This is a genomic window from Cellulosimicrobium sp. KWT-B, from assembly GCF_002127155.1.
GTDB lineage: Bacteria > Actinomycetota > Actinomycetes > Actinomycetales > Cellulomonadaceae > Cellulosimicrobium > Cellulosimicrobium funkei.
Map to the genome: position 1 here is coordinate 494670 of NZ_NEDO01000001.1, position 26128 is coordinate 520797.

Below are 26128 nucleotides of genomic sequence, written 5' to 3' on the forward strand. Positions count from 1 at the left end.
CCCGTGGAGCGGGGGAAGCACGGAGGCAGCATGTCGGTGACGGACACGACGACGTTCCGTCTGTACGGGGCGCCACGCCCCCCGCACACCGAGCTCGTCCGCGAGCGCCTGCTCGACCGGCTCGAGGTGGACGCCGCGCTCCGCGTGGTCCGCGGCCCGGCGGGTGCGGGCAAGACCTCCCTCCTCGCCGAGTGGTCCCGACGCCGGGCCACGCCGGGTCTCTGGCTGTCCGTCATCCCGGAGATGTCCCGGACGGACCTCTGGCGCGCGGTCGCGCGACGTGCCGCGCGGGCCGGGCTCGAGGCGTTCGAGGCCGCGCTGGGGCCGGCGGAGCTCGCCCCCGAGGACGTGCCCGGCCGCCTGGCCGACGCGTTCCTCGCGGTGCCCGGAGAGGTCGTGGTCGTCATCGACGACTACCAGGACGTCACGGACGCCGCGGTCCACGACGACGTCCTCGACCTGCTGCGCCTGTGCCCGAACCTCTCCGTGGCCGTGGCCACGAGCACGGTCTCCCCCCTGGAGGCCGCCTCGGTCGGGCTCGAGCTCGACCGGACCGTCATCACGGCGGACCAGCTGCCGCTGACCCGGGACGAGACGGCCCGCATGCTGCGCCAGGCGGGCGTGGACCTCGACCCCGCGGAGGCGCACGTCCTCACCGGCGGCCAGCCGCTGTACCTGCGGGTCGCGATGCTCGCCGCGGAGATGGCCGGTTCCCACGGGACACCGGCGCACGTCCAGGTCGCCGACGAGCTGCTGCGGGCCGCGCTCGAGAAGCAGCTCGAGGGCACCGAGCGCCCTCGGCTCGAGCAGGTCCTGCGGCGGTGCGCGGTCGCGGACGTCCTCACCGCCGACCTCGCCGTGGCGCTGACGCGGGAGCCCGCGGCGCCGCAGCTGCTGTGGATGCTCGAGGAGCGCGGGCTGGGCGCGTGGGAGCGACGTCCCGCGGGCCGGGTCTTCGTCCTGTTCCCGGTGGTGCGGACGTTCGTGGCGGAGCGCGTCTGCAAGGAGCACCCGGACGAGTGGGGGCTCGCCCAGCTCGCCGCCGCGCGCTGGTACCTGACGAACGGCTATCCCGTCGAGGCGCTGCGGCACGCGGTCGGCGCGGGCGACCTCGCGCTCGCGTCCTCGGCCGTCTCGCGGTACTGGGGCGAGCTGCTCGAGCCGCAGGCGCTGCCTCGCCTCGACGTCCTCAAGAGCCTCCCGCAGACGGACCTGCGGCGCTGGCCGCTGCTCGCCGGGGCCCTCGCGATCCACCACGACAGCGTCCCCGGGGAGCGGACCGAGGCGATCGAGACGTACCAGCTGACGCTGGCCGCCCTGCGCCCCCGGGCGAGGACGACCTCGACGACGGAACGCGTCGTCCTGGACGTGCTCGAGAGCGTCGCGCTGCGCTCGACGAACGCGACGCAGCGCGCGCTCGAGCCGGCGCGCCGGGCTCGGCAGACGCTCGACGAGCTGGGTGTGGACGAGCGCCGCGAGCTCGTCCGCGAGCTGCCCCGGCTCCGCGCCGAGGTCGCGATGTCGTTCGCACGGGCGGGCGCGGACGACGAGGCGCTCGCCACGCTCGAGGACCTCGGCGGCTCCCCCGCCGTCGACCCGCGCACGCTCTACGGCCTGTCGCTGCGTGCGCTCGTGCTCGCGCTCCGCGGGGACCTGCCGGAGGCCGTGCGCGACCTCGAGGTCATCGAGGCGTCGCCCCACGCCGAGGTCCGCGCGGGGCGCGACGACCACCTGTACCGCATCGCCCGCGCGATCGTGTGCCTCGAGCGCTTCGACGCCCGCGGCGCCCAGGCCCACCTCGACGTGCTGCGACCGCACCTCGCGACGCTCGAGACCCGCCCGGTCGTCGCCACGGTCCAGGCGTACGTCGACCTGGTGTCCTTCGAGCCGGCCCTGGGCATCGAGCGGCTGCGCCGCTACATCGAGTCCGAGCGCGGCCGCCGACGCATCTCCGCGGGCGACATCGACCACCTCGACTACGTGAGCGGCCTGCTCGGGCTCGCGCGCGGCCAGGTCGGCGCGGTGCACTCCTGGCTCAAGGTCGCCCCGGCGACGTCGTCGCTCACCTGGCTGCTGCGGGCCCACGCGGCGCTGCTCACCGGCCGGTGGTCCACCGCGCGGGACGTGCTCGTCGCGCACACGCCGCCGCGGACCGCCGCGCCGCGCCTGCGGGCCGCGCACGCCGTCCTGCTCGCCGCCGCGCTCACGCACGCGGAGGAGGAGACGCAGGCGCGCGACGCCCTGGACAAGCTGGCCGGCGTCGCGGAGGACCGGCGGCTGCGGTTCGCCCTCGCGCTCCCCGCCCGGCACGACCTCCTCACGCTGGTCGAGCTCGCGGCGCGGAGCAAGGACCAGACGGCGCAGCGCCTCATCGGGGACGCGGAACCCGTGCCGGAGCTCTTCGCCGCGACGGCCGACCTCCCCCAGCCCCTGTCCGACCGCGAGGTCGTCGTCCTCGACACCCTCATGCGGCACGCGACCGCGGTCGACATCTCGCGGAGCCTCACCGTGTCCGTGAACACGGTCAAGAGCCAGCTCCGCTCGATCTACCGGAAGCTCGGCGTGCGCCGGCGCGAGGACGCCCTCGCCCGCGGGATCGAGCTGGGACTGCTCCCGGCCCAGCGTCCCCTGCCCGCGAGCGGCACCGACGGGCGCTGAGGCCCGGGACGGTCAGACGAGGTCGTCGACGATCTTCGCGGACGCGCGCATCTCTGCGCGCGCGAGGTCGTCGTCGATCTCGCGGCCCGCGGCGATGAGCGCGGCGCGCGGCAGCCACGAGAAGACCACGAGGACGGGGTAGCTGTCCTCGCCCACGTACACGCGGCGGCGCCAGGCGGCCCACGCCACGGCGCGCGTGAGCGTGCGCACCGGGTCCTCGAGCTCGTTCGCCGCGTGCGCGGCGTTCTCCCAGCCGTGCTGCGCCTCGCTCATGACCCGCGCCCCGCCGTGCCCGAGCGGCCGGGCGAGCGCCGCGAGGCCGATGTCCTCGGCGATCACGACGGCCTCCGACGGGACCAGGTCCAGGCCGTCCCGGTACGTGCCGAACGTCGCGGGGTCCAGGTGGCGCCACGGGTCGTCGTCGGGCAACGAGTCCAGGAGGTCGGTGAGGGCGCCGGCGAGGAGCGTCACGGCGCGCAGCGGGTGCGCCTTCGCCTGCGCGCGCATCGCGGCCATGGTCGCGAGCCGGTCGTCGGGGTCGATGAGCGGCTCCACGAGGCCCACGGCCCAGATGGCCCAGGTCGTGTCGTCCCACGGCGCGCCGGCGCCGTCCTCCTCCGGGGTCACCGCGACACCACCCCGCCCGGGGCGTCGGCGGCCCGGCACGGCGACGCCGTCGAAGCGCAGGACGCTGCGTGCACCCGGTCCACCTCCTGATCTCGTCCTGCCCTGTCCAGCCGGCGAGCCCGTCGCCGAGGACAGCATCCCACCGTGGCGACGTCCGCGAAACACCCGCGGCGGGCGAAGCGTGCGGAGATCACCCGCTGCCCGGGGCACGTGAGGGTGAAGTCCGGTGTGAAAGACGGTGTCCCGCGCGCCAGGAGCCCCTCCGGGTCCGCATGCTTGGACCGTGACCGACCGGACCCTGCTCGACCCGCGCCCGCAGCGGGTGCGCGACGCGCGTCCCGTGCGCGCCGTCGACGAGGGCCCGCAGGAGGACGACGACCCCGGGTCGCTCCGGGACGAGGTCGCCCGCGTCGTCGCGATCGAGGACGACGACCGGTACCGCGCCGAGGTCTCGGCCCTCCTCGCCGCCCACGCGACGCAGTGGCGCCGGATCGCGGCGCGCCTGTGCCGCACCAACTCGGTGCCCGCGGCCCAGCACCTCGACGACGTCGCGGCGATCGTCGTGGAGACCGCCTGGGAGATGCTCGAGCGGTCCCGGCGCGACCCGGCGTACCTGCGCAGCATGCGCTCGTTCCTCGCCATCGTCGTCTACACGGCCCGGCCCCGGGTGCGCTCGTTCCTCGACCACGCGACCGCGCCGGCGTCGGGCATGGTGGCCGCGCAGCGTCGCCGCCGCGAGCTCGCGCGCACGCGGTCGGAGCTCGCCGCGCTGCGCGGCGCGGCGCCCTCGGTCGAGGAGGCCGTCCGCGCCACGAACGAGCGCCTCGGCGCCCACCGGGCCGACGTCGTCCGGCAGGGCATGGTCGTGACGGAGGCCGACGAGCTCGTGCTGCGCGGCGCGCTGTCGTTCGACGAGGCCCTCGACTCCGCGCGCACGACGGACGCGCACGCGGACTGCGTGCTGCACGCGGTCGAGGTCCCGGCGCTCGTCCGCTCCGTCGTCGACGCGGCGCACGCGGAGGACCCGGTCCGCGGACGGGTCGCGGCGCTCTGGATGTCCGAGGCGTACGGGGGCGGCGGCCCGCTCCCGGGCCACGACACGGTCGTGTGGATCGCCCGGACGCTGGGTCTGCCCCGGCACCGGACCGTCGCCCACATCGACCGGGTCCGGGTGCTGGCGGCGCAGCACCTCCGGGACATCGGCATCGTCCTCGACGCCGTGGACAGCGTGTGAGCGCGAGCGTCGCTCCACGACCCGCACCTGCCGGGAGGCCCGCGGCGTACCGCGGCGAGCAGGAGAACCGCACCGTGGCGCGCACGGGGACCAGGGGGCGGCCGCAGGGCGGGCGCAGGAGCACGGGGGCAGCAGGACATGTCTGACGAGGGACCCGGGTCTCGACGCTCGGTCGTCGAGGACGCACGCGTCGTCGCCGCGACGGTGCCGGAGGGCGAGCGCGAGCGCGCGGTGGCCGGCCTCGTCGCCGCGCACGCCGTCGGGCTCGCGCGCGACGCCCGGCGGCACGTGCGCGCCGCGGGGGTCTCGGGGACGGACCAGGTCGCCGCGCTGCGGGCGGTGACCGACGCCCAGCGCGCCGTGCTCGACGACCTCGTCGCCGGTCGCCGTCCGCTCGAGGGTCGCGCCTGGTCGCCCACCGTGCGCTTCGAGGCCCTCCGCGCCGTGCGCGCGCTGGCCGCGGAGGGCGCGGTCGCCGTCCCGCCGTACCGCCACCGCCTCGCGGCCGACCGCGCCGCCCTGCTGCTGCTCCGCGAGGCCGCCGGCGTCGTGGACCGTAGTCCCGCGCCGCGGGAGGTCGTCCGCACGGGCGCCGTGGCGGCGGGGCTTCCGCCCACGCCGCACCCGCTGGACGAGGCCACCGCCTCGCGCCCGCTCCCGACGTCCCGGTCGGCAGCGACGGTCTCGCCGGTGCGCACCCCCGCACGCCGGGAGCGTCGCCGCGTGCCCGGGGTGCGGGGACGCACGCGCTCCAGCGGCCCGGGCCGTCCCGTGCGCTGGGGCGCCGCCGCGGTGCTCTCGGCCGCGACGCTCGCCTTCGGGGTCGTCGTCGCGCCCGCGCAGGACGAGGGCGGTGGTGGCCCGGGCGTCTCGGCACGGCCCGAGCAGGTGCTCCTGGGCAGGACCCCGGGGACCGGCTCGACCGCGTGGGCGCCGCTCGACGGCGCCGGCGCCGCGTCCGTCCGCCTCGACCTGTCCTCCCCGGTGCTGACGGGCCTGGCGCCGTCGACGGCACCCGCCGTCGAGCTCGTCGACGAGCCGGCGGACGAGCCGGTCGGTCCGCGGGTGGACGACGCCGTCGACGCGCCCGCCGACGCGCCCGCCGCCGAGCCCGTGGTCGAGCCGCTGCCCGTGGTCGTGCCGGCCGCACCGGGCGCGGCCGTCCCGGAGACGCCCGCGCCGGCTCCCGCCCCCGCCTCGGGAGCGGCGCCGGCACCCGCACCGGCTGCCACGCCCCAGCCCGCACCCCCGGCTGCGGCGAAGCCGTCGCCGAAGCCCCCGCCGAAGCCCGCGCCGGCCGTTCGTCCCGCACCGACGCCCGTGCCCGCGCGACCGGGGCCGCCCGTCACGCGCCCGGCTCAGCCGAAGCCCGACCGTCCCGCACCGCGGTCCGACGAGGCGCGCGGCTCGTCCCGGCCGGGGACGGCGAAGCCGCAGCCGCAGACCCGCGACGACCGGCGCACCGACAAGGACGCGGGCCGGCAGGACCGCGGCCACGGCGGCGGCCGCGACGGGCGCGGGGGCCGCGGGTAGCGCTCGGCGGGCCTCCCAGCGGGACGGGCCCCCGACGGCTGCTCTCCGCCGTCGCGGGCCCCGTGCGGCGCGTCAGGAGCCCGCGTCGAGCCCCAGCAGCGCGCGGGCGCGCGCCTCGCTCCCGGGCGCCCCGAGCGCGGCGGCCCGGTTGTCCGCGGCGACCTGGTCGACGATCTCGGCACGGTGGACCCGCACCTCGCGGGGCGCGTCGATCCCGACGCGCACCCCGTCCCGGCCCACCGACACGACCGTGACCACGACGTCGTCGCCGACGAGGATCCGTTCTCCCACCTTGCGTCCCAGCACCAGCATCGCCACGTCCTCCTGACGTCCCGCGTGTCATCCTGACCGTTCGGAGGACCTATGCGGGCGCGGCCCGGGTCAGCCTGCGGGCCGCAGCTCGGGGAGCCCGAGCGCGAGCACGGAGTCGGGCGTCGTCGTCAGCTCGCGCCCGACCACGACCATGGCGCGGACCAGCACGAGGCGCTGCACCTCGGCGACCCAGCGCTCGGTGTCCGCGGGCTTGCGCGAGGCGTCGACCACCACCGCGACCTGCTCGGCGCCCAGCTCGTCGAGGACCCGCGCCACCCCGACCGCGTCCACGCGCACCCCGACGGCCACGACCGTGGCGCGGGCCGCACGAACCCCGCGGGCGCGCGCCTCGGTCGCCGCGCGCCGGTCGTCGACGCGCACCGTGTCGCCGTCGGTCGCGCTGCCCGCGCAGGCCGTGAGCAGGCCCTGCCGCTGCGCCAGCGCGCGGGCCGCCGGGACGACGTCCGCGGCCAGCCCGACGAGCGCCACGAGGTCGCCCGGCGCCGCGCGCGGCAGCGGCGACACGGGCGCGGGCGGGGCGGTGACGGCCGCGGGCGGCGGCTCCGCCGTCTCGGCCACGAGCTCGTCGAGCAGCGCCGCGAAGTCGTCGCCGCGGGTCGAGACCTCGACCGCGGCCGACGGCGCCGGGCGCAGCGCGTCGCCCTCGTCGGCGTCGTCGAGCAACGCCGCGATGCCCGCCCGGCGGGCCGCGGGGAACCGGACCGGCCCGACGGCGGTCCGGGGCGGCGCGTCGCCCACCTCGACGACCGCCTCGTAGTGCTGCCGCCCGAAGAGCCCCTTGAAGCCGCCCGTGATGACCCGCTCGGCGGAGACGATCCGCGCGTCCGGGCCGTGCAGGCGCCGTGCCTGGGCGAGCACGGCGTCGAGGGACTCACCCTCGAGCCGCAATCGCCGGGGCATCGTTCACCACCCCGACCGTCTCGATGAGCGCGTTGCCCGCCGTCACCTCGGTGTACGACAGCACGGCGAGGTCGGGCACCTGCGTCGCGACGAGGCGCCGGACCGCCGCGCGCAGCGACGGCGCGCACACGAGGACGACGTCCTCGCCGGTGGCCCGGGCCGCCTGCACGCGCTCGCCCACGGACGAGCGGAAGGCGTCGAGGCGCGCCGGGTCGACGACGATCGCGGTGCCCTGGTCGCCGCCGGGCTGGCGGCCCGCGAGCATCGCCTGCTCCAGGGCGGGGGCGATCGTCACGACCCGGATCGTGCCCGCGACCGTGTGCCGGGCCGGGATCGCCGGTCCGAGCGCCGCGCGCGCCGCCTCGACGAGGTGCTCGGGGTCGGTCGAGCGCTTGGCGGCGAGCGCGAGCGCCTCGTAGATCCGGGGCAGGTCGTTGACGGCGACCTGCTCCTCGAGCAGCCCCTGCAGGACGCGCTGGACCTCCGCGAGCGACAGCAGGGCCGGCGTGAGCTCGTCGACGGCCGACGGGTTGGTCCGCTTGACCTCGTCGGTGAGCACGCGCACGTCCTCGCGGGACAGCAGCCGCGCCGCGTTCGCGGCGATGAGGGCGGACAGGTGCGTGACGAGCACGGAGACCCGGTCGATCACCGTGGCGCCCGCCATCTCGGCGCTGTGCCGCATCTCCACCGGGACCCACTTGCCGTCCATGCCGAACACCGGGTCGACGGTCGCCAGCCCGGGCAGCGCGGCGAGGTCGTCGCCGAGCGCGAGGACCTTGCCGGCCGGCGCCTGGCCGCGACCGGCCTCGACGCCGGCGATCCGCACCGCGTAGGTCGACGCCGGGAGCTCCAGGGAGTCGCGCGTGCGGACGGGGGGCACGACGACCCCGAGGTCGGTCGCGATCTTGCGCCGCAGCGCGCGGACCCGTCCGAGCAGGTCGTCGTGCGCGCCGGTGACCAGGTCGACGAGGTCGGGCGCGAGCAGGATCTCGAGCGCGTGCACGCGCATCTGCTCGAGGAGGTCCTCGGTGCCGTCGCTGCGCGTGGTCTCCTTCTCGATCTGCTCGGCCGCGGCGCGCGCCACCTCGGCCCGCCGCTGGCTCGCCTTGATCTGCTGGGCCGCGATGATCAGGCCCACCCCGAGCACGAGGAACGGCAGCTTCGGCATGCCCTCGATGAGCGCCATGGCGAGCGCCGCGACGCCCGCGATGGCGAGCGCCTGCCGCGACTGGACGAGCTGGCTCGACGCCTGCGAGCCCACGTCGCCCTCGCCGGAGTTCGAGCGCGTGACGATCATGCCGGTGGCGACCGCCATGAGCAGCGCGGGGACCTGGGTGACCAGCCCGTCGCCCACCGTGAGGATGGAGTACGTGTCGACGGCCTCCATGGCCGGCATGCCGTGCATGACGACGCCGATCACGATGCCGCCCAGCAGGTTGATGAGCGTGATGACGATGCCCGCGATGGCGTCGCCCTTGACGAACTTCGACGCGCCGTCCATCGCCCCGTAGAAGTCGGACTCCGCGGAGATCTCGGCGCGGCGGGCCCGCGCGTCCTGCTCGCTGATGAGCCCCGCGTTGAGGTCGGCGTCGATCGCCATCTGCTTGCCCGGCATCGCGTCGAGCGTGAAGCGCGCCCCGACCTCGGCCACGCGCTCGGCGCCCTTGGTGATCACGAGGAACTGGATGACGACGAGGATGAGGAACACGACCATGCCGATGACGAGGTTCCCGTCGACGACGATGTGGCCGAACGCGCCGATGACCTCGCCCGCGTAGCCGTCCCCGAGCACGAGCCGCGTCGAGGCGACGTTGAGGCCCAGCCGGAACAGCGTCGCGACGAGCAGCAGCGACGGGAACACCGAGAAGTCGAGCGGCTTCTTGACGAACATCGACGTCAGCAGGATCACGAGCGACAGCAGGATGTTGACGATGATGAGCACGTCGAGCAGGGCTGCGGGGATCGGCACGACGAGCAGCAGGACGATGCCGACGACGCCGAGCGGCACGGCGATCATGGCGAGGGATCGGTTCTTCACGCGGAACGCTGGTCCTTCCGGGTCCGGGGCGTCGGCGGCTGCTGACGCGACGTCCTATGCAGGTCGTGTCCGCCGCAGCGCGCGCCGACGGCTGCGCCGGGCGGGGTCATGCGGCCCGCGCGTCGTCGGCGGCGGGCCACTCGCCCGGTGCGATCGCGGGGCGGGCCATGCGGTGCGGGACGGACGAGGCCGCCGCGCCGCGGCGCGTGAGCGCCATGACGAACGCGAGGACGCGCGCGACGGCCATGTAGAGCTCGACGGGCACCTCCTGCCCGACGTCGCACGCCCGGTGCAGGGCGCGCGCGAGCGGGACGTCGCGGACCATCGGCACCCGCGACTCCTCGGCCTTCTCGCGGATGCGGGCGGCGACGTGGTCGGCGCCCTTCGCGACGACGCGCGGCGCGGAGCGCCCGGGCTCGTACCGCAGCGCGACGGCGACGTGGGTCGGGTTGACGACGACGACGTCCGCGTCGGCCACGGCGGCGATCATGCGGTTGCGCGTCATCGAGCGCGCCATCGACCGGCGCTGCGACTTCACGAGCGGGTCGCCGTCGGTGCTCTTGTTCTCGTCCTTGAGCTCCTTCTTGGTCATGCGCGTCTTCTTGCGGTTGCGTCGCGCCACGACGAGCACGTCGAACAGCGCGAGCGTGAGGCCCGCCGCCGTCGCCCAGACCAGGAGCGAGCGCACGCCGGAGCCCGCCGCCTCGAGCAGCGAGGCGATCGGTAGGCCGCCCGCGGCCAGGAGGACCGGCATGAGGGACTGGACGACCGCGTAGAGCACGACGCCGACGACCGTCGTCTTGAGCAGGGCCTTGGCGCCGTTCCACAGCGCCTGCGCCCCGAACATCCGCTTGAGCCCGCTCATCGGGTTGAACTGGTCGGCCTCGGGCCTCAGCCGCTTCAGGTGCAGGCCGCCCTGCGCGACCGACGCGAGCAGCACGGCGACGGCGATCGCCCCGAGGAGCGGCAGCATGGTCGGCACCACGGAACCGAGCGCGTCCTGCGCGAGCCGGAGCGCGACCGCGGGCTCGGGGTTCTCGATCACGGTGCGCAGCGACAGCACCTGGTCGGTCGCGGCCCGCGCCGCGGCGCTCACGGTCAGCGGGATCACCGCGCCGGCGATGCCGACCCCGACCCAGGCCGTGAGGTCCTGGGACTTGCCGAGCTGGCCCTTGGACCGGACCTCCTTCATCTTCCGGTCGGAGGCCTGCTCGGTCTTCTCCTCGGTGGAGTCGGCCATCAGCCCACCCCGCCCATGCGCTCGACGGCCTCGGCCGTGAGCACCGAGACGACGTGCGGCAGCGCGACGAGCACGGTCCCGACGAGCGCGAGCGTGAGGAAGATCTTCAGCGGGAAGCCCATCGCGAACGCGTTGAGCGCGGGGGCGACCCGGTTGACGAGGCCGAGCCCGGCGTCGGCCAGGAAGAGCACGACGACGATCGGCCCGGCGATCTGCAGCCCCGCCACGAAAGAGCCGGTGAGGGCCTCGACGAACGACGCCGCCGGGACGCCGGCCAGGCCGCCCACCGGGACGGCCTCGTACGAGCGGGCGAGGCCGAGCACCATCAGCTGGTACGCGTCGGAGACGAACATGAGCACGACCGCGAGGAGCGCGAAGAGGCGCGTGAACTGCGACCCGTTGACGTTCGTCTGGGGGTCGTACGCCATGCCGAGCGAGAACCCGCCGAACAGGTCGAGGTGGGCGCCGGCGGCGGTGATCGCCGAGAAGACGACCATGACGAGCGTCCCGAGCATCGCGCCCGTGACCGCCTCGGCGACGAGGTGCGCGAGGAACGTCGCGGTGCCGGTCGCCTCGTACCCGGGGGCGGCACGACCGGAGACCACGAGCCCGAGCGACACCGCGAGGATCGCGCGCACCTGGCGCGGGATGGCGTGGTGCGAGAACGGCGGCGCGATGGTCATGAACGCGGCCATGCGCACGCCCGCCAGCATCGTCGCCTGGAGCCACGCGAGGTCGATCTCGAGCTGCACGGGACGTCAGCCCCCGTTCAGCAGCGACGGGATGAGGTCGAACATCTCGTGCGTGAACGTCACCATCTCGCCGATCATCCAGTTGCCGCACACGACGAGCGCGACGGCGACCGCGAGCGCCTTGGGGACGAACGACAGCGTGATCTCCTGGATCTGCGTGACGGACTGCACGATCGAGATGGCGAGCCCCACGACGAGCGACGTGACGAGCACGGGGGCCGCGAGCTTGGCGGCGAGGACGAGCGCCTGCGTGGCGACGTCGAGGACGGCGGCGGTCTCCACGGTCAACCCATCCCGTACGAGCCGATGAGCGACGTCGTGATGAGACCCCACCCGTCGACGAGGACGAAGAGCAGCAGCTTGAACGGCAGCGAGATCATCGTGGGCGGCAGCATCATCATGCCCATGCTCATGAGGGCCGCGGCGACGACGAGGTCGATGACGAGGAACGGCACGAAGACGACGAACCCGATGATGAACGCGGCGCGGAGCTCCGAGATGACGAACGCGGGGACGAGCGTCGTGAGGGGGACGTCGACGGGGGTCGCCGGGTTCTCGAGGTCGGCGGCGCGCGTCATGAGCGCGAGGTCCTCCTCGCGCGTGTGGGCGAGCATGAACTCCCGCAGCGGCACGGCGCCCGCGTCGAGCGCCTGGCTGAAGGTCGTGGTGCCGTCGAGGTAGGGCTGGACCGCGGCGTCGTTGATCTCGCCGAACACCGGCCACATGACGAACAGCGAGAGGAACAGCGCGAGCCCGGCGAGAACCATGTTGGGCGGCACCGTGGCGGTGCCCAGCGCGTTCCGGGTCAGGGCGAGGACGACGAAGATCTTGGTGAACGACGTCATCATGAGCAGCAGCGTCGGCGCGAGCGACAGCAGCGTGATGCCGACCAGCGTCACGAGGGACGACGACGGCTCGCCGTTCGGCCCGTTGATCTCCACCGAGAGCGTGGACCCGCCGTCCTGCGGGTCGACCGGCTGGGTGGGCGGGGCCGGGTCGGTCGGGTCGACGACCGCGGCGCCCGCGTGGGGCGCGAGCAGGACGGTCGCGACCGCGACGAGGAGCAGGACCGCCCCGACGAGCACCGCGACGCGCAGCGCGCGGCGCGACGGGAGGGCGCGTGTCACCGGGCACCTCCTCGCACGACCCGCGCGGCCTTGCGCCACGTGTCGGGCGCGAGGAAGGTGCGCAGGGCGCTCGTCGGCGCGGCCGGCGCGACGACGACGGCGGTCCCGGGGGTCCCGACCCGAGGCCCCGAGACGGCCGGGGGCGCGGCCGCGGGCGCGCCGGTGGGCACGTCGGCGGGAACCGAGCCGGGCTCGCCGTTCCACGCCGGGGCGTCCCCGTTCGCGGGCGGCTGCGCGAGCCACAGCCGTGCCGCGGTGACGGCGTCGTCGAACGACGGCTCGTCCGAGGTCGGGGCACCGGGCGTCGCGTCCGCGGCGGTGACCGCGGTGACCGCGGTGGGCGGGACGTCGGACGGGACGGGAGTCGGGCCGTCGATGACGGTCACGGACGACTCCGTCACGCCGAGGAGGTATCGCCGACCCCCGGCCTCGAGCAGGACCGCGGCGCTCTTCTGCGACAGCCCCTGGCGCGCGACCACGGTCAGCTGCTCCTGGCGCCCGCGCGGCGCGGAGCGCGAGGTCTTGCTCGCGACGCGGTACGAGACCCACAGGAGCCCGAGCACGACCGCCAGCGAGAAGGCGACGCGCAGCACGGTGGTGACGTCCATGCCGGTCAGTCGTCCGCGTCGAGGATCTTGGTGATGCGCACCCCGTAGTCGCCGCCGTCGACGACCACGACCTCGCCCTTGGCGATCGTGCGGCCGTTGAGCTGCACGTCCGCCGGCGCCCCGGCGGACCGGTCGAGCTCGACGACGGCGCCCGGCTCGAGGCTGAGCACGTCCCGCACCGGCATCCGGGTGCGGCCCACGATCACGGAGAGGCGCATCTCGACGTTGGAGATGCGGGCGAGCCGGGCGCCGGTCACGGCCTCGTCGGGCAGGCTCTGCAGCGCGCGGCGCGTGCGCACGACGAACCAGCCCGCCGTCGGGCCGTCGTCCGTGGAGAGCTCGAACACGACGGACTCCGGGTCCTCGAAGAGCGCGGTCGCGTCGGCGACGCGCACCTCCCCGAGCACGCCGACGCCGGTGGTCGCCCCCGCGGCCTCCAGGGCGGGGCGCAGGACGTCGGTGACGTCGAGCGCCGCCTCCTGGGAGGCGTCGGCGAGCGCGTCCTGGTCGATGAGGGCGAGCGCGAGGTCGGTGCCGGAGTCCCCCACGTACGAGGCGACGACCGCCCGTGCGGCCTGCGGGCCGACGGGGGCGCCGCCGCGCAGGGCCGCGCGCAGCGGGGTGCTGGTCGGGACGAGCTCGACGAGCGCGTGGGCGGCGGCGGACGCGGCCTCGACGACGGACTGCTCGACCGGGGTGGCGGTGCTCATGGGTCAGTTCTCCTCGGTGGTGACGATGCGGCAGGCGAGGCGGGAGCCGGACGAGCCGACGGCGCCGCGGGCCAGGACGTGGCCGTCGACGATGACGTCGAGCGGGCGGGACTGGGCGTGGGGGACGTGCACGACGTCGCCGACGGCGAGGTCCAGCACCTCGGTCGGCGTCATGGACGCGCCGGTGAGCTCGACGGTGACGTCGACGAGCGAGCGCGCGACGTGCTGGCGCGTGCGCCGGGTCGCGTCGGCGGGGTCGTCCGCCGGGTTGGCCTCGCCGAGGTGCGGCAGCAGCGCGACCGACGGCACGGCGAGGGTCGCCCGGCACGCGCGCTCGCCGACGCGGAGGTCGAACTCGGCGACGATCATGAGCTCGGCGGTCGGGGCGGCCTGGGCGAACTGCGAGTTGTGCTGGATCGACGCGATCCGCAGCGGGTTCTCGAGCAGCCGGCCCATCGAGTGGCGCAGGTCGCGCAGCGTCTCGGTGAGCAGCGACGTCACGAGCGTGCGCTCGACGTCGGTGAACTTGCGGTCGACGACCGGGATGCTCGGTCCGGCGCCGAGCATGTGGGCGATCCACGTGAGGGCGTCCGTGTGCGGGAACTGCAGGACGGCGCGCGGGCCGATCCCCTCGAGCTCGCACACGACGAACGTCGTCGTCACGGGCAGCTCGGCGACGTAGTCGTCGTAGGTGCGCATCGCGACCGCGGCGAGGTTGACCTGGCTCACGACCCGCACGCGGGCCGTGAGCTGCGTGCCCCACTGGCGCGCGAAGCTCTCGAACGCCATCTCGAGGATGCGGTGGTGCTCGCGGACGAGCGTCGTCGGGCGGCGGAAGTCGTAGACCTCGACCTTGCGGCTCGGTGCGGGCTGCTGGACCCGCTCGGGTGTCGTCGTGCTCACGACCGCTCCTATGCGGGCGCGCACGACGCGAGCCTGCGCGACGTCGCGCAGGCTCGACGGGCCGCGTCACTCCCCCGGAGCGCCCGCCTCTCCCGCCGTCTCCGCGGCCCGCGCGAGAGCCCGCGCGTCCGCCTCCGCGGCCGGGACGTCCGCCGCGCTGAGCTGCCCCGAGAGCACCTGCGGGATGAGCGCGCGCACGGCCTCCGGCGCGGACGAGAGCACCATGATGTCGACGCGGCGGTTCGTCGCGAGCGCCTCGGGGCTCGTGCCCTCGGCGAGCGGGCGCGCCGAGCCGAAGCCCACCGCGGCGATCCGGTGCTCGGCGAGACCGTCCTGCTCGACGAGGTGGCGCAGCACGGCGGTGGCGCGCGACGACGACAGCTCCCAGTTCGACGGGAAGACCGACGTCACGGTCGAGGTGTAGTCCGCGTTGCCCTCGATGCGGATCTCGTGCGCGGTCGGCGCGAGCGCCGGGCCCACGACGTCGAGCACCGCCCGCGCCTCCTGCGTGAGGTCCGCGCTCCCGGGCGAGAAGAACGTGTCCGCGGACACGAGCCGCACGGTCAGCCCGCGCTCGTCGATGTCGAACCGGACCGTGTCGGACCGCCCGTGCGCGGCGAGGTCGCGGGCCATCGCGTCGCGCAGCGCCGCGAGGTCCGACACCTCGTCGAGCGCGCGCTCGAGGTCCGTCTCGACGTCGACCGGCACCTCCGCCGGGTTCTCGACGACCTCCTCGACGACCGCGGCGTCCTCGACGTTGCCGAAGCCCTCCGCCAGGGAGGACTTCAGCTCCTGGTACTTGCCCTGGTCGACCGAGCTGATGGCGAACAGGACGATGAACAGGCACATGAGGACGGTCACCATGTCCATGTACGACACCATCCAGCGGCCGGAGCCGCCCGTGTCGTGCCCGCCACCGCCGCCCCCGCCGCCGTGCCCGCCCCTGCGACGCCGCGCCATCAGGCGGCCTTGTCCTCGGGCAACGACCACTCGGGGACCATCGTCTTGAGCCGCTCGTCGATGACCCGGGCGCGCGAGCCCGCCTGGATCGACATGTAGCCCTCCAGGAGGACGTGGAGCCGCTCGATCTCGAGGTCGGACAGGCGCTTGAGCTTCGCGCCGATGGGCAGCCAGATGAAGTTGGCGGAGAGGATGCCCCACAGGGTCGCGATGAACGCCGCGGCGATCATGTGGCCGAGCTTCTCGGGCTCGGACAGGTTCTCCAGCACGTGGGTCAGCGAGACGACGGTGCCGACGATGCCGATCGTGGGGGCGTAGCCGCCGATCGCGTTGAAGAAGTCGTACGCGACGGCGTCCTCGCGGGCCTTGGTCTCGATCCGCTCCTCGAGCAGGGTGCGCAGCTGCTCGGCGTCCGAGCCGTCGGCGAGCGACTGCAGCGCGCTGCGCTGGAACGGGTCGTCCGTCTTCTGGGACTCGGCCTCGAGGGCGAGCAGGCCGCCGTCGTTCTGGACGATCTCCGCGGCCCGGACCACCTCCTCGATGGCCTCCGCGGGACGGGGCGCCTTGCCCGTAAACGCGCGCGGCAGCGTCTTGAAGGCCCGGACCGAGTCCTTGAGCGTCCCCGACGCGACGGCGGCGAAGATGCTCGCCCCGAAGACGAGGATGATCGGTGCCGGGAGCAGGATCGAGGTGATCTGCGACCCCTCGAGGTACACCATCGCGATGAGCGAGCCGAACGCGACGAGGATGCCGATGATGGTTGCGGGGTCCATGGCCTACTTCGTCCTCGTGTCGGGCAGGGGTGCGAGGGCGACCGGGCGGTCGCCGGGGGCGGGGGCGTCGTCGGGCGCGGACCGGACGACCTCGAGCGGCGCGCGCTCGGCGGGGGCGGGCAGGGAGCGCGCGAGCGCGAGCACGCGCGCCTTGTGCTCCTCGACGAGGCGGATCACGACCTCCATGGGCTCGGTCACGATGTAGCGCGAGCCGTCGATGAGCGTCACGCGCGTGTCCGGGTTGGTCTCGACGCGGGCCACCAGGTCCGCGTTGATCGCGATGCGCTCGGAGCTGAAGCGCGTGAGGACGATCACGGCTCTCCCTTCGGGTGGGACGGGTCCGGGTCAGGTGCGGACGGGTTCGGGACGGAGGTGCGGGTCGGAAGGCGGTGCGGGGTCCGGTGCGGGGTTCGGTGCGGGGTTCGGTGCGGGATTCGGTGCGGGGTTCGGTGCGGGGTTCGGTGCGGGGTTCGGTGCGGGGTTCGGTGGGGTGCCTCCCGGTCGGGCCGGGAGGCACCCCACCGCGCCCGGGTCAGCGCTTGAGGTTGACGAGCTCGGTGAGCACCTCGTCGGACGTCGTGATCACGCGCGAGTTCGCCTGGAACCCGCGCTGCGACACGATGAGGTTGGTGAACTCCTGCGAGAGGTCGACGTTCGACATCTCGAGAGCGCCCGCAGTGATCGAGCCGAGGCCCGGGTCGCCCGCGGCGCCGACCAGCAGGTCGCCCGAGTACTGCGTCGCCGCGAAGAGCGAGTCGCCCGCCTTCTCGAGCCCGCCGGCGTTGGTGAACGTCGCGAGCGCGACCTGGCCGAGGACCTCGGTCCGGCCGTTCGAGTAGCGGCCGACGATCGAGCCGTCGCCGGAGACGGAGTACGACGTGAGCGACCCGGCGGCCCCGCCGTCCTTGCTCGCGACGGCGACGTTCGACAGCCCCGCGTACGAGGTGAGCCCGTCGAGGCCGACCGTCACGCCGCCGACGGCGAGGGACCCGCCGCCCGTCAGGGCGCCGCCCGTGAACGTGAGGGCCTGCGGGCCGGCGAGCGTGGCGCCGGTCGCGCCGTCCCGGGCGCTCACGGACCAGCCGCCGCCCGCGGCCGTGAAGACGAGCGAGAGCTTGCTCGCCCGGCCCGCCGCGTCGAAGACCTCGACGTCGCGCACGAGCTCGGTGCCGTCCGCGGCGTCCGAGGGCAGGTTGCCCCCGAACGTCACGCCCGTGGTCGCGCGGGGCGGGATGACGTCCCCGACGGGGATCGTGAGGTTGCCGAGCGGGCTGCTCGTGTTCACCACGCCGTCGGTGGCGGTCCAGCCCTGGACGAGGTCGCCGCTCGCGTTGACGAGCCGGCCCGCGCCGTCGAACGTGAACCCGCCGTTGCGCGTGTAGTACGCCTGGCCACCCCGCTCGACGACGAAGAACCCGTCGCCGTCGATCATGAGGTCGGTCGGGACGCCCGTGGTCTGCGCGGCGCCCTGCGTGAACTGCGTCGTGATGGCGGCCGTCGTGACGCCGAGGCCGATCTGCGCGGGGTTCGCGCCGCCGACCTGCTGGTCCGGCGCGACACCCGCCGCGACGAGCTGGGACAGCGTGTCCTGGAACTGGGTGCGCGAGGACTTGAAGCCCGTCGTGTTGACGTTCGCGATGTTGTTGCCCGTGACGTCCAGCATGTTCTGGTGGGCGCGCAGGCCGGAGATTCCGGTGTTGAGGGAGCGGAGCACGAGAGTCCTTTCGGGTCAGGCGGCGGAGCTGCCGTGGTCGTCGGTGGCGCCGTCCGTGGCTGCCGGGGTCCCGGTGGCATCCGTGCTGACCGAGGAGGTGACGGCGGAGACGTGGTCGAGGTCGACCGTCACCCCGCCGATCGTCACGGTGGGTACCGCGTCGCGGTACGACACCGCGGTGGCGGTGCCCGTGTGCTCGACGCCGTCGGCGTCGAGGTAGGAGACCTTGTTGCCCAGGAGGTCGGCGGCCGACTGGCGCATCTGGAGCGCGAACGACTCCTCGACGAGCCCGGTCATCCGCGTGAGCGCCTCCATCATGGCGAGCGACGTCGTCTGCGAGACGATCTCGCCGGTGTCCATGGAGCTGGACGGGTCCTGGTTGCGCAGCTGGGTCACGAGGAGCCCGAGGAAGAGCTCGCTGTCGTACTCCTGCTTGGGCGCGCGCACGCTCTTCGTGGCATACATCGATGCCGGCGCCGGCGCGCTCACGGGTTCGACGGGCACGTGGTTCCTCTCCTCAGACGAGGACGTCGAGGCGCCGGGCGGCGCCGTACGTCCTGCCGACCACTGTCGGCTCGGTCTCGGGCTCGGTGGCCCCTCGGTGCGGGCGGGCCGGGCCGTGGTCGCGCGCGCCGGGCTCCTGCGGGTCGCGACGTGCGCCGGACCCGTCGGCGGTGGCACCGCGGCCGTCCCGACCGTCCCGACCATCCACAGCCGCGGCCGGTGCTCCCGCGTCCGCGACGGTGACCGACGACGCCCCGCCCGCGATGCCCGCGAGGTCGCGCCGCAGATCGGCGACGATGGCGCGCAGCGCCTCGCGGCCCGTGTCGTGCGGCGCGTAGAGCTCGATGCGCAGGTCACCGCCCGCGACGTGCGCGCGGACCGTCACGGGCCCGAGGTTCTCCGGCGTCACGGAGAGCGTGAGCACGTGGTCGCCGTCACCCGCCTCGGCGAGCCGGACGACGGGCCCGGTGACCTGGGCGTGCAGCGGCTGTGCCGGGTGCGACGCCGCCGCCGGGGCGGTCACCGCGGGCGCGCCGGCGGCGGCCGGTGCGGCGGGGGCCCCGACGGGGGCGGCGGCGAAGAGCTCCGCGGAGGCCCGCGGCGCGGCGTCCGGCGCGAGGGCCGTGCCCTCCGGGCCGGTCGGGGCCGGGGCCGTCACGCCGTCCGCCTCCCCCGGCGCTGGGCCGACGGCGACGCCCCCGGGGCCGGTCGGCGCACCCGGCGCGGCGGGGACCGGCGCACCCGGCGTGGCGGGGACCGGACCCGGCGGCGGGGTCGTGCTCGTCCCGGCCCCGGGCCCGGCGCTCGCCAGGGGTCCGGCCGTGGCGACGGCCTCTCCGGCAGCACCGCTCGCCCGCGTCGCGGCGGGCACGGTCGCCGGGCCGACCGCCGTCGCCGTCGCGTCGGACGACCACGGCGCACCGGTCGGCGTCCAGGCCTCGCCAGGCCCGGCCGCCGAGGCTGCACCGACCGCCGAGGCTGTACCGGCCGCCAAGGCTGTGCCGGGTGCGCCCGGGCGGTCGCCCGTGGCCGGGGCGGGCGCGTCCGGCGCCGCCGTGGCGTCGTCCGACGGCGCCGCGCCCGCCGGGCCGTGCGCGTCGCCGGCCGCCGCGTCGTCCGCGACGGCGGCAGGCGCCGCGCCGTCGGGCGTGGCGGTGCCGGCGAGCGCGCCGTCGAGACCGACGGGCGCCGCGTCAGGGAGCACCGGCAGGCCCGGCAGGCCGACGGGCACGGGCGGCCCGGCGGGCTGGTCGTCCGCGGCGGTGGCGCCGTCCGCCGAGGAGTCGGCGCCGGGGGCCCCGGTGGCTGCGGGCCCGTCGGTCGAGGGCCCGTCGGTCGAGAGCCCGGCGGTCGAGGTGCTGTCGGTCGAGGACCCGGCGGTGGTCGCGCCGTCGTCGACGGCCCGGTCGGCAGGGGCGCCGCCGGGAGGCCGTGCGGGCTCGGGGCGGCCGCGGGCCGCCTCGCCGAGCGCGGCGTCGAAGCTGCGGCCGAACGCGTCGGCCGACGCTCCGGACGCCGCCCGGGGCCGCGCCGTCGTGGCCGGTGCCGGAGCCGCGACCAGGGCGTTCGTGGTCAGGGTCATCGTGGTCCTCCTCAGCCGATCACGCGGCGGATGGTCGTCACGGAGGCGTCGGTGACGTCCGTGATCTCGACGGTGCGGCCGGGCTTGGGCGCGTGGATCATCTGCCCGTCGCCCACGTAGATGCCGATGTGCTTGCCTCCGCGCTGCACCACGAGGTCGCCGGGTCGCGCCTCGGCGAGCGAGCCGACCTCGGTCCCCTGGCGCATCTGGTCGCGCGCGACGCGCGGCAGGTCGACGCCGTGCGCGGAGTACACGAGCTGGACGAGGCCCGAGCAGTCGAGGCCGCCCTCGCCGAGGCTCTCGCCGCCCCACACGTACGGCACGCCGAGGTACTGGCGCGCCGTCTCGACGACCGACCGTCCCGCCACGCCGTCGGTCGCGCCGTCGGGCGCGGTCGCCGGGCCGGCGGGCGCCGCAGGGGCCGCGGGCACGACGGCCGCCCCCACCGCAGCGCCCGGCGACGCCCCCGCCCCGAACAATGCGCTGCGCGCGAGCTCGTCGGCGCCCGTCGCCCCGGACAACGTGCCGAGCAGGCGCCCGACCACGTTCGAGCCGGTGCCCGCCGCGCCCGTCGTCGGCAGCGCCGAGAGCGCCGAGAGCGCCGACGCGAAGTCGGTCGCGCTCGTGGACGACGACGTCGGCGTCGACCGGCCGGGGGCGGTCACGACGTCGTGCAGCGCCACGATCTCCGTGCGGATCTCGCCCACGCGGGCGAGCGCCTGGGTCATGCTCACGTCGTCGACCCCCCGGCCGTCGTGCGCCGCGCGGCCGAGGCGATCTCGTCGAGCGCGGCCTGGTCGGCGCGCCCTTCCGCGCGGGCCGTCTCGGCGTCGTGCCGCTCCTCGAGCTTCTCGAGGCCCAGCGCGGCGGCGCGGGCTCGCGCGAGCTCGGCGCGCGCCTCGTCCACGGCGTGCGCGCGCACGCGCTCCTCGGACTCGAGCACGGAGAACAGCGCGCTCGCCGCGGCGCGCGAGGCCGCGAGACCGGACAGCGCCGCGCTCGTCGTCGGGCGCTCGGGCGAGGCGTCGAGGTAGGCGGCGAGACCGCCCGCCTCCTCCACGGTGCGCGCGAGGTCCGCGTGCGCTCCCGCGAGCGCCGCCTTGGCGCCGTCCTCCTCGAGGCGACGCAGGCGCAGCACGCCCGCGAGCCGGAACTTCCCCGCCATCACTCTTCCCCTCCGGCCAGCACCTGGGTGAGCCGCGTGAGGCGCGCCCACGACTCCTCGGCCGGCGTCCTGTCGGTCATGACCTGCTGCAGGAAGGCGTCGATCGCCCCCTGGTGCTCGAGGCTCGCGTCGACGAGGGGGTCGGTGCCCTTCTTGTACGCCCCGATGTCGAGGATGTCCTGGGCCTTGCGGCGCGCCGCGAGGACCCGGCGCAGCGTGAGCGCGACCGACCGCTGCTCGGGCGTGGTCACGCGCGACGCGACGCGCGAGACCGACGCGAGCGCGTCGACCGCCGGGTAGTGGCCCGAGACGGCGATGGACCGGTCGAGCACCACGTGCCCGTCGAGGATCGAGCGCGCCTGGTCGGCGATCGGCTCGTTGTGGTCGTCGCCGTCGACGAGGACGGTGTAGATCCCGGTGACGGAGCCCGTCGCCGCGGTGCCCGCGCGCTCGAGCAGGTTCCCCATGAGGGAGAACGTCGACGGCGGGTAGCCGCGCGTCGCGGGGGGCTCCCCCACGGACAGCCCGATCTCGCGCTGCGCCATGGACACGCGCGTGAGGGAGTCCATCATGAGGACGACGTGCGACCCGGCCTCCCGGAACGACTCGGCGATCCGGGTCGCCGTGAAGGCTGCGCGCCGCCGCATCATCGCGGGCTCGTCGGACGTCGCGACGACGACGACCGACCGGGCCAGGCCCTCGGGGCCGAGGTCGTCCTCGAGGAACTCGCGCACCTCGCGCCCGCGCTCGCCGACGAGCGCGATGACCGACACCTCGGCGTCGGTCCCGCGCGCGACCATCGACAGCAGCGAGGACTTGCCGACGCCGGAGCCGGCGAACAGCCCGATGCGCTGCCCCCGGCCGAGCGTGGTGAGCGTGTCGAGGACCCGCACGCCGGTCTGGAGCGGCGTGTCGATGCGCGCCCGCTCCATCGCGGCGGGCGCGTCCGCGTCCACGGGCACGCGGGGCGCGCGCCCGAGCGGGCCGCGCCCGTCCACGGGGCGGCCGAGCGCGTCGACCACGCGGCCGAACAGCCCGCGCCCGGTCGGGACGAGGACCCCGGTGCCGCGCGTGCGCACCGGGTCGCCCGCGCGGATGCCGGAGAGCCGGCCGAGCGGCATGCAGCGCGCCCTGCCCTCGGCGGTCGCGACGACCTCCGCGTCGAGGGGGTGCGGGCCGTCGCCGACGTGGACGAGGTCGCCGATGCCGCAGCTCAGGCCCGCGACCTCGAGGCTCAGCCCGACGGCCGACGTCACGACGCCGACCCGCTCGGGCCGTGCCACCGCGACGAGGGAGTCGAGCGCGGGCGGGCGGGAGTGCGGGCGGGTCGCGCCCGCCGCGGTGCGGGTGCTCGGGACGGCCGAGCCGACCGGGGCCGTCACGACGACCCTCCGGACGCGCCGGGCCCGCCGTCGGGCGTGAGGTCGGGCCCGACGTCGAGCAGCGCCAGCTCGGCCCGCGCCCGGTCGACGGCGGCGCGCACGCGCGCGTCGAGGAAGCCGTGCTCGAGCTCCGCGACGGCGTCGCCGCGGTCGAGGGACGCGTCCGCGACGAGGCGGACGTCGTCGACCCCGGCCTCGGTCAGCAGGCTCACGTCGTCGGGGTGCAGCCGGACGGCGACGACCGCGCCGTCGGCGACGGCCGTCGCGCGCGCGAGGGCCGCGCGGGCGGCCCCCGGCCGGTCGGTGAGCTCGTACCCGAGGACCGACCCCGCGAGGTCGAGCGCGCCCCGGACCGTGGCGTCCTGCGCCGCGGCGACGACGGGGACCGTCCGCTCGCCGAGCGCCCGGGCGGCCTCGCGCAGGACGGCGACCGCGCGCGCGGTCCGCTCGTCGCGCTCGGCGGTGCGCCGGGCATGGTCCGCCTCGAGCGCGGCGCGCAGGCGCTCCGCCTCGTCGCGGGCCGCGCGGGCCCCGGCCGCGTAGCCGGCGGCGTACCCGCGGGCCGACGCGGCCGCCTCGACCTCGGCGACGCGGTCGCTGCGCAGGACCGGCACGGCCCGCGGCACGAAGGAGGCGTCAGTAGACAAGCTCGTCCCCGTCCGTGCGGTGGATCGTGATCTTCTCGTCGGCCTCGAGGTTGCGGACGACGCGGACGATCTCCGCGCGCGCCTCCTCGACCTGGCTGATGCGCACCCCGCCCAGCCCGGCGACCTCCTCCTCCAGCAGCGCCCGGTTGCGCTCGGAGATGTTCTTCGTGATCGTCTCGACGACCTTGGCGGTCGTGCCCTTCATGGCGAGCGCGAGCACCGACATCTCGACGCCGCGCAGGATGATCTGCACGTCGCGCGCCTCGAACGAGGCGATGTCCTCGAAGGTCAGCATGCGCGAGCGGACCTCCTCGGCGAGCTGCGGGTCGCGGGCCTCGAGCCCTTCGAGGACCGCCTTCTCGGTGGCCCCGTCGGAGCGGTTGATGATGTCGACGAGCGGCTGGACGCCGCCGAGGATCTCGACCGGCTGGCGCGGGGTGATGCTCGCGCCCATGCGGGTGCGGAACTGCTCCGACACGATCTTCACCGCGTCGGGCGACGCGGTGCCCATGGTCGCGAGCGCCTGCGCGACGTCGGTGCGGTAGTCGTCGGCCAGCTTGGCGAGCACCGCGGACGCGACGCCCGAGCTGAGGTGCGCGAGGACGAGCGCGACGGTCTGCGGGTGCTCGCCGTCGAGCAGGGACACGATCTGTCCCGGCTCGGTGCCGTCGAGGTACTCGAACGCCTTGCCCTGCATGCTCGCGACGAGGCGCTCGACGACGTCGGCCGCCCGGTCGGCGCCCATCGACGCCTCGAGCAGCCCGACGGCGAAGTCCTTGCCCCCGCGCGGGCGCGGCGTGCCGGACAGCGCCATGTCGTAGAACTCGTCGAGGGCCGCGACCGCCAGGTCCTCGTCCACCACCTGGGTGCGCATGATCTCGGCGGCGACCTCGGAGGCCTCCTCCTCGGAGAGCAGCGACAGGACCGTCGCCGCCCGCTCCTGGCTGAGCTGCATGAGCACCAGGGCGACCTTCTGCACCCCGCTCATCGCGGCGACCTTGCGCGCCGCCTCGGTCGCGAGGGCCGCGGCGGCGGGGTCGAGGGCGGCCGCCAGGCCGGCGGCGCCGGTGCCCGCGGGCGCCGTCTCGGGCGGTGCCGTCGTGACGCTCATCGCTGCGCCCCCGCCCGGTCCTCGGCGAGCAGCACCCGCAGGTACTCGGCCGTCTTGTCGGGGTCGGTCGCCGCGAGCGCGTCGATCTCGGCCCGACGCTGGTCGAGGCTCGTGAACCGCGGGGTCGGCGGCTGGATCTCCGGCCGCTCGGGCACGGGCTCGAGCTCGCCCTGACCGCCGCCGGACAGGAGCGCCGGGTGCTCGTCGTCGCGGTCGAGCTCGTGCAGGGTCGTCATGCGGAGGTCCTCGAGGTCGACCGTCTCGCGCCGCTCGCGGCGACGACGGGCGCGCCGTACGGCCACGAGCACGATCACCAGGGCGATGAGCACCCCGGCGACGACCGCCGCGGTGCGCAGCATCTGCGCCCGGCTCTCGGCGGCGGCCGCCTCCTCCGCCGCGGCGAGCGCGGCCTGGGCCGACTCCGCGGCGCCCGTGTCGAACGGCAGGACCGCGACCTCGACGGTGTCCCCGCGCTCGGCGTCGATGCCGGCGGCGGCGGAGACCATCGCGGTGATCGCGGCCGTGTCCATGCCCCGGGCCACCTCGGCGTCGAGCGCGACGGACACGGCCTGCCGGGTCAGCGCGCCGGCGGGCGTCGTCGTGGTCTCGGTGACCTTGTCGATCGCGTTGTTGCGCGTGGCGTCCTCGGACGTGTAGCTGCTGTCCGCGCCGGCGCCGCCCGGGACGGCGATGTTGTCCGGCCCGAGCACCCCCGCCGTACCCCCGGCCCCGCCGGTGTACTCCTCGGTCGTCGTGGACTCGTTGAGGACGGGTCCGCCCTCCGGGGTGCGGAACGTCTCCTCGAGCCGCTCGGAGCTCGCCACGTCCATCTGGGCGGTGACGGCGACGGTCGAGTTCCCCGCGCCGACGACGCGGTCGAGCATCGCCTGCACCTGCCCGGAGACCTTCTCCTCGTACTGCCCGGCCTGCTCGCCCGACGACCGCGCCCCGACGCCGACCTCGGAGAGCACCTCGCCCTGCGCGTCGACGACCGCGACGTCGGTGGGCGCCATGCCGTCGATCGACGCCGAGACGAGGTGGACCATCGCCTCGACCTGCTCGGTCGTGAGCTTCTGGCCCCGGGCGGGAGCGACGAACACCGACGCGGTCGGGGTGCCCTGCTCGGCCGCGAAGACCGTCTCCTCGGGGATCGCGAGCTGGACGGTCGCCGTCTCGACGCCGTCCATCGCGGAGAGGGTGCGGGCGAGCTCGCCCTCGAGCGCGCGCTTGTACGTCACGTCCTGCTGGAACTCGCTCGACGTGACGCCCATCTCGTCGAGCAGCGAGTAGCCGCCCGTCGACTCGTCGGCGGGCAGGCCGGCCGTCGCGGCCGCGAGCCGCTGCTCGTAGACCCGCTCCTCGGGCACGAGCACCGTGCCGCCGCCGTCGGTCAGCTCGTAGGGCACGCCCTGCGAGCGGAGCTGGTCGACGATCGCGGCGGCGTCCGCGCTCGACATGCCGGAGAACAGGGGCGTGTAGCTGGGGCGCGACGCCCACGACACGAGCGCGACGATCCCGACCACGAGGATCGCGAGCGCGAGCAGCGCGAGCGTGCGCTGGGCGATGGTGAAGTCGCGGACGGCGCCGAACGCGCGGCCGAACGTCGACCTGATCTTCTCGGGCATCG

General features: G+C 75.6%; 26 protein-coding genes. 3 read left to right on the forward strand and 23 right to left on the reverse strand.

The annotated features are described in order from the left end of the window. Positions 1-30: 30 nt before the first annotated feature. Positions 31-2658 (forward strand): LuxR C-terminal-related transcriptional regulator, encoded by a 2628-nt coding sequence (locus B9L22_RS02095; RefSeq protein ID WP_086149039.1) that lies wholly within the window; start codon positions 31-33, stop codon positions 2656-2658. A gap of 12 nt (positions 2659-2670) precedes the next feature. On the opposite strand, the gene B9L22_RS02100 is transcribed toward B9L22_RS02095, so the two are convergent. Next, positions 2671-3285 carry a hypothetical protein gene (locus B9L22_RS02100; RefSeq protein ID WP_021483189.1) on the reverse strand — a complete coding sequence of 205 codons (615 nt, stop codon included), beginning with the start codon at positions 3283-3285 and terminating at the stop codon, positions 2671-2673. 283 nt (positions 3286-3568) lie between these two features. On the opposite strand from B9L22_RS02100, the gene B9L22_RS02105 reads away from it, so the two are divergent. Together B9L22_RS02105 and B9L22_RS02110 are read left to right on the forward strand one after the other, a co-directional pair. Continuing rightward, entirely contained in the window at positions 3569-4519 is a 951-nt protein-coding gene (locus B9L22_RS02105; protein WP_086149040.1) for a hypothetical protein, read from the forward strand. Between the two features lie 138 nt (positions 4520-4657). Then, the gene (locus B9L22_RS02110; protein WP_086149041.1) at positions 4658-6052 is read left to right on the forward strand and encodes a hypothetical protein; all 1395 of its coding nucleotides are present in this window, start codon (positions 4658-4660) and stop codon (positions 6050-6052) included. A 72-nt stretch (positions 6053-6124) separates the two neighbouring features. Here the strand turns inward: B9L22_RS02110 and csrA are convergent, their stop codons facing one another. The 22 genes from csrA to fliF form a co-directional block, all read right to left on the reverse strand. Continuing rightward, complete coding sequence (gene csrA, locus B9L22_RS02115; protein WP_086149042.1) at positions 6125-6364, reverse strand: carbon storage regulator CsrA; 240 nt, start codon at positions 6362-6364, stop codon at positions 6125-6127. Positions 6365-6433: 69 nt separating this feature from the next. Beyond that, positions 6434-7285: a hypothetical protein gene (locus B9L22_RS02120; RefSeq protein ID WP_143317018.1), complete on the reverse strand. Its 852-nt coding sequence runs from the start codon at positions 7283-7285 to the stop codon at positions 6434-6436. After that, positions 7257-9302, reverse strand: a complete 2046-nt coding sequence (locus tag B9L22_RS02125; RefSeq protein ID WP_233139788.1) for a flagellar biosynthesis protein FlhA — start codon at positions 9300-9302, stop codon at positions 7257-7259. Before B9L22_RS02125 ends, B9L22_RS02120 begins: the two co-directional genes overlap by 29 nt. A 127-nt stretch (positions 9303-9429) precedes the next feature. Then, entirely contained in the window at positions 9430-10563 is a 1134-nt protein-coding gene (locus B9L22_RS02130) for a flagellar biosynthesis protein FlhB (RefSeq protein ID WP_086149045.1), read from the reverse strand. Continuing rightward, positions 10563-11315, reverse strand: a complete 753-nt coding sequence (locus B9L22_RS02135; protein WP_043657044.1) for a flagellar biosynthetic protein FliR — start codon at positions 11313-11315, stop codon at positions 10563-10565. The genes B9L22_RS02130 and B9L22_RS02135 overlap by 1 nt, the downstream gene beginning before the upstream one ends. A gap of 6 nt (positions 11316-11321) precedes the next feature. Beyond that, the gene (gene fliQ, locus B9L22_RS02140) at positions 11322-11597 is read right to left on the reverse strand and encodes a flagellar biosynthesis protein FliQ (protein WP_021482560.1); all 276 of its coding nucleotides are present in this window, start codon (positions 11595-11597) and stop codon (positions 11322-11324) included. Between the two features lie 2 nt (positions 11598-11599). Then, positions 11600-12442 (reverse strand): flagellar type III secretion system pore protein FliP, encoded by an 843-nt coding sequence (fliP, locus tag B9L22_RS02145; RefSeq protein ID WP_076403290.1) that lies wholly within the window; start codon positions 12440-12442, stop codon positions 11600-11602. Next, the gene (locus tag B9L22_RS02150; RefSeq protein ID WP_086149046.1) at positions 12439-13050 is read right to left on the reverse strand and encodes a flagellar biosynthetic protein FliO; all 612 of its coding nucleotides are present in this window, start codon (positions 13048-13050) and stop codon (positions 12439-12441) included. Before B9L22_RS02150 ends, fliP begins: the two co-directional genes overlap by 4 nt. A 5-nt stretch (positions 13051-13055) precedes the next feature. Further along, on the reverse strand, positions 13056-13760 hold the full coding sequence (gene fliN, locus B9L22_RS02155) for a flagellar motor switch protein FliN (protein ID WP_034652790.1): 705 nt from the start codon (positions 13758-13760) through the stop codon (positions 13056-13058). Between the two features lie 3 nt (positions 13761-13763). Then, on the reverse strand, positions 13764-14663 hold the full coding sequence (locus B9L22_RS02160) for a flagellar motor switch protein FliM (RefSeq protein ID WP_233139603.1): 900 nt from the start codon (positions 14661-14663) through the stop codon (positions 13764-13766). Between the two features lie 66 nt (positions 14664-14729). After that, positions 14730-15623 carry a flagellar motor protein MotB gene (locus B9L22_RS02165; RefSeq protein WP_086149047.1) on the reverse strand — a complete coding sequence of 298 codons (894 nt, stop codon included), beginning with the start codon at positions 15621-15623 and terminating at the stop codon, positions 14730-14732. Beyond that, a complete protein-coding gene (locus B9L22_RS02170) occupies positions 15623-16396 on the reverse strand; it encodes a motility protein A (RefSeq protein ID WP_021483317.1) in 774 nt (257 codons plus the stop codon). The genes B9L22_RS02165 and B9L22_RS02170 overlap by 1 nt, the downstream gene beginning before the upstream one ends. 3 nt (positions 16397-16399) lie before the next feature. Continuing rightward, complete coding sequence (locus tag B9L22_RS02175; RefSeq protein ID WP_034652796.1) at positions 16400-16711, reverse strand: flagellar FlbD family protein; 312 nt, start codon at positions 16709-16711, stop codon at positions 16400-16402. Positions 16712-16928: 217 nt separating this feature from the next. After that, positions 16929-18110 (reverse strand): flagellar hook protein FlgE, encoded by a 1182-nt coding sequence (locus tag B9L22_RS02180; RefSeq protein WP_086149048.1) that lies wholly within the window; start codon positions 18108-18110, stop codon positions 16929-16931. A 15-nt stretch (positions 18111-18125) separates the two neighbouring features. Continuing rightward, the gene (locus B9L22_RS02185) at positions 18126-18614 is read right to left on the reverse strand and encodes a flagellar hook capping FlgD N-terminal domain-containing protein (RefSeq protein WP_233139604.1); all 489 of its coding nucleotides are present in this window, start codon (positions 18612-18614) and stop codon (positions 18126-18128) included. Positions 18615-18627: 13 nt separating this feature from the next. Next, the gene (locus B9L22_RS20605) at positions 18628-20196 is read right to left on the reverse strand and encodes a flagellar hook-length control protein FliK (RefSeq protein ID WP_086149049.1); all 1569 of its coding nucleotides are present in this window, start codon (positions 20194-20196) and stop codon (positions 18628-18630) included. Between the two features lie 11 nt (positions 20197-20207). Beyond that, on the reverse strand, positions 20208-20924 hold the full coding sequence (locus B9L22_RS02195; protein ID WP_086149050.1) for a C40 family peptidase: 717 nt from the start codon (positions 20922-20924) through the stop codon (positions 20208-20210). A 2-nt stretch (positions 20925-20926) separates the two neighbouring features. Further along, the gene (locus B9L22_RS02200) at positions 20927-21361 is read right to left on the reverse strand and encodes a flagellar FliJ family protein (protein ID WP_043660553.1); all 435 of its coding nucleotides are present in this window, start codon (positions 21359-21361) and stop codon (positions 20927-20929) included. Further along, a complete protein-coding gene (locus B9L22_RS02205; RefSeq protein WP_233139790.1) occupies positions 21361-22644 on the reverse strand; it encodes a FliI/YscN family ATPase in 1284 nt (427 codons plus the stop codon). The genes B9L22_RS02200 and B9L22_RS02205 overlap by 1 nt, the downstream gene beginning before the upstream one ends. A 95-nt stretch (positions 22645-22739) precedes the next feature. Next, on the reverse strand, positions 22740-23390 hold the full coding sequence (locus B9L22_RS02210; protein ID WP_086149052.1) for a FliH/SctL family protein: 651 nt from the start codon (positions 23388-23390) through the stop codon (positions 22740-22742). Beyond that, the gene (gene fliG, locus B9L22_RS02215) at positions 23380-24501 is read right to left on the reverse strand and encodes a flagellar motor switch protein FliG (RefSeq protein WP_086149053.1); all 1122 of its coding nucleotides are present in this window, start codon (positions 24499-24501) and stop codon (positions 23380-23382) included. The genes B9L22_RS02210 and fliG overlap by 11 nt, the downstream gene beginning before the upstream one ends. Then, positions 24498-26126 carry a flagellar basal-body MS-ring/collar protein FliF gene (gene fliF / locus B9L22_RS02220; RefSeq protein ID WP_034652806.1) on the reverse strand — a complete coding sequence of 543 codons (1629 nt, stop codon included), beginning with the start codon at positions 26124-26126 and terminating at the stop codon, positions 24498-24500. Before fliF ends, fliG begins: the two co-directional genes overlap by 4 nt. Positions 26127-26128: the final 2 nt, after the last annotated feature.